We start from the raw sequence: 3,358 nt of genomic DNA, 5'->3' as shown, positions 1-3,358 counted from the left end.
AACAGGTTGTACAGCTCAAGGCCGAGGGTCAGGTCCGGCCGTACCCGCCAGCCCAGGTTGGCGTCGACCACCGTGTAGCCGGGCAGGCTGGCCTGGTTGGCGGCGTCGGCGTAGCGCCGGTCGACGTAGCGCAGCCCGGCGCCGACGCGCAGGGTCTCGGCGAAGGACTTGTCCAGCCAGAGGTTGGCGGTGCGCCGTGGCACGTTCCTGGGGCGGTTGCCGTTGCGCGAGTAGGTCTGCTTGTCGATCGTTTCGTCGAAGTCGTCGTATTCGGCACGCACCAGCGCGGCGTTCGCTGACAGCCGCCAGTCCTGGGCCAGGTTCAGTTCCAGGCTGGCCTCCAGGCCGTCCGAACTCTGCTGGCCGACCTGCTGCGCGTCGTGCGGCGGCAGCGGGTTGGCGCTGAGCAGCTTCTTCTTGACGATATGGTAGGCGGCCAGGGTCCATTCGCCGCGACCGTCCGGGAACAGTTGCTTGAGGCCGACCTCGGTCTGCTTCGAGTGGGTCAGGTCCATTTGCTGCTGGGCCGCGTTGAGGGTGATCAGGTTGCTCACACCGTCTTCGCTGGTGGAGTACTGGCCGTACAGCGACAGTTCCGGGGTCAGCGCGAAGACCAGCCCGGCGCGCCAGTTGCCGCCCTGCAGGCTGCGGTCGCTGCGGGTGCCGGTGAGCAGGTCGTCGCGGTCGATATGGTTCTGGTCGCGGCGCACCCCGGTCACCAGCGACAGGCGCTCGTTGAGCTGCAGGCGGTTCTCGGCGAACAGGGCGAAGGTGCGGGTCTGGCTGCGCGAGTGCGGCCGGTAGGGCGAGCGGCTTTCGAAGTAGCCGGGCGCGGGATGCCAGGGGTCGATGTAGTCGCCGCCGACATCGGTATAGGGCGAGTTGTTGCTCAGGCGGAAGCGGATGCGGTTGTACTCGGCGCCGACCAGGGTGCGGCTGTCGAGGCCGAACAGGGCGTGCTGGAAGGCGAAGGTCTGGCGGTCGCCGATCTGCTCCTGCTCGTGGCTGATGCGCAGGTAGTCCCTGCGCAACAGCTCTTCGCGCGGGACGTCCCATTCGTAGGTTTCGGCGTTGCGCCAGTGACGGCGGGCCTTGATGTAGTACAGCTGGTTGCTCGCGGTGACGCTGTCGGAAAGGCTCCAGTCGCTGGTCAGGCGGGTCCACTGGTCGTTGTAGCGCTGCACGTCGTTGCGCACGTTGTAGTTCTTCTCGCGCAGGCGCTTGTGGTACTTGCCGCCGACCAGCGGGGTGCCGAAGTCGTTCATCGGCTCCTGGTCGCCATAGTCGTGGGCGAGGGTGAAGGCCAGATCGTCGCTGGCCTGCCAGCGCAGCGCCGCGCTGATGCCCAGGTTGCGCGAGTCGCCACGGTCGATCCAGCCGTGGCTCTGCTGCTGGTTCAGGTTGAGCCGGTAGCTGAGGCTGTCGGTCAGCGAGCCGCCGCTGTCCAGGGCCAACTGGCGGTTGTCGTAGGAGCCGTAGCCGAGGTGCAGGTGGTTGCGGATCTCGCCGGCGAAAGGCTTCTTCGGCACCACGTTGATCACCGCGCCGGTGGCGCCTTCGCCGTACAGCACCGAGGCCGGGCCGCGGATCACGTCGATGCGCTCGACCATCCACGGATCGCTGGGGAAGTTCACCGTGCCCATGCCGGTGTACAGGCGCGTGCCGTCGAACAGTTGCATCACCGATGCGTGGCCGCTGAAGCCGCGCGCCGAGAGGCCGGTACCGCCATCTCCGGGGGTGCCGATGAAGCTGATGCCGGGGCTGCGGGTGACGGCGGCCTGGACGCTGGGGTTGTTGCGTCGGCGAACTTCCTCGCCGCTGATGCTGCTGGTGCTCGCCGGGGTGTCCAGGGCGCTGAGGCCCAGGCGCGAACCGGCACTGACCGGCGTGGCGAGGTCGATGTGGTCGAGTTCGGCGGGGTCCTGGCGAACGCTGACCAACTGGCTGGGCAGGGCGAGGGCGGCTTCCTCGGTTTCGGCGAGGGCGGGCGGTACCAGCAGCAGGCTGGTGGATAGGCCGAGGGCGAAAGGCTCGGTGCGCAAACGGCTGAAGCGGGGCATGGGCGTTCCATCTCATGACCGGGCAGGACGGAACGCGCAGGAAATCGCAGGCGCGACAGCGCCTCGAACAACCGGCTCGCTCCCGCCCACCGCGGGTGTGCCAACAGGGCGTTGCAGGCCGGTCTCCGGGCTTGCGAGGGTCGTGAAATCCTCGCCTTCCCATGCCGGAGCACAGTGGCCTGAAGAGGATTTCGCTCGCTTACCGTTGCGGGGGCAGCGCCGGACTGATCACCGAAGTGACGCACCGGCTTCCCGTTTCACCTCCTGCGCGGCGGCAGGAGGCACCTGGAACGGGCCGGATGGGAACATCCGCACCGTTTCCAGTCAAGCCTTGAACGATCTGGATTGAATAAAATGTTATACTATAACAATTCTCCCGTGCAGTCTTTCTTCGCCGGACCCCACGCCCTGGCGCAGCTTCCCGGGTCATCACATTTTCTTCACGCCGGCCTGCTATGCTGCCGGCCTTCCTTGGGGAGTAGCCTGCCGTCACCCGTTGACGGCGCGCTGGTCAACATTCTTGGCAACCCGCCATGGCCAGCGCATCCATCCGGATTGGTGAGACCAACGACATTCCTGCGCCGAAGCCGGGCCGCGGGGTCATGTCGTTGACTCATGCCCGGCTGGAGTATCCGCGTGAATCCCGTTTCCCTGATCTTCCTCGCCTTCGCCATGTCCACCGATGCCTTCGCCGCGGCCATCGGCAAGGGCTCCAGCCTGGATCGGCCGCGCCTGTCGGAGGCGCTGCGCACCGGGATAATCTTCGGCGTGATCGAGGCGATCACCCCTCTGGTCGGCTGGCTGCTTGGCCAGGCCGCCAGCCAGTTCGTCGCCGACTGGGACCACTGGATCGCCTTCGTCCTGCTGGTGCTGCTCGGCCTGCACATGATCCACAACGGCCTGCGCGCGGATCATGCGACGGAACAGGAAAAGCCCGGCCAGCATTCGTTCTGGATTCTCGCGGTGACGGCGCTGGCCACCAGCATCGACGCGCTGGCGGTGGGCGTCGGCCTGGCCTTCGTCGACGTCAACATCTTCCTCGCCGCTGGCGCCATCGGCCTGGCCACCATGACCATGGTCACCCTCGGCACCATGCTCGGCCGGGCGCTCGGCGCAGTGACCGGCAAGCGCGCGGAGATGGTCGGCGGGGTGGTGCTGATCCTGGTCGGTGCGACCATTCTCTACGAGCATCTCAGCGCGGCGTGAGCGGCATCGGAGACGGGGCGGGACAGGTCGCGGCGAGTGGGTGGGCGTTCGCTTCAGGCGCTTTCCCAATCGCGGATTGCCGCCAGCAGCGC

At 67.2% G+C, this 3,358-nt stretch carries 2 protein-coding genes and 2 riboswitches; of the genes, one reads left to right on the top strand and one right to left on the bottom strand.

Going from position 1 to position 3,358, the window contains the following annotated elements; all coding sequences use genetic code 11:
* A partial coding sequence (locus FFS27_RS30675; protein ID WP_137952446.1) for a TonB-dependent receptor occupies positions 1-2,060 on the bottom strand: 2,060 nt, incomplete at its 3' end.
* A gap of 99 nt (positions 2,061-2,159) precedes the next feature.
* A riboswitch (cobalamin riboswitch) is annotated at positions 2,160-2,364 on the bottom strand.
* Between the two features lie 157 nt (positions 2,365-2,521).
* Positions 2,522-2,688: riboswitch (yybP-ykoY riboswitch) on the top strand.
* Between the two features lie 8 nt (positions 2,689-2,696).
* Between FFS27_RS30675 and mntP the strand changes: the two genes are divergently transcribed.
* Entirely contained in the window at positions 2,697-3,266 is a 570-nt protein-coding gene (mntP, locus tag FFS27_RS30670; protein WP_003091017.1) for a manganese efflux pump MntP, read from the top strand.
* Positions 3,267-3,358 lie beyond the last annotated feature (92 nt).

The sequence above is a fragment of the Pseudomonas sp. 2VD genome, from assembly GCF_005503585.1.
GTDB classification, from domain to species: domain Bacteria; phylum Pseudomonadota; class Gammaproteobacteria; order Pseudomonadales; family Pseudomonadaceae; genus Pseudomonas; species Pseudomonas aeruginosa.
Note: the sequence above shows the minus strand (reverse complement) of the source record. Positions and strands in the feature narration are given on the sequence as shown.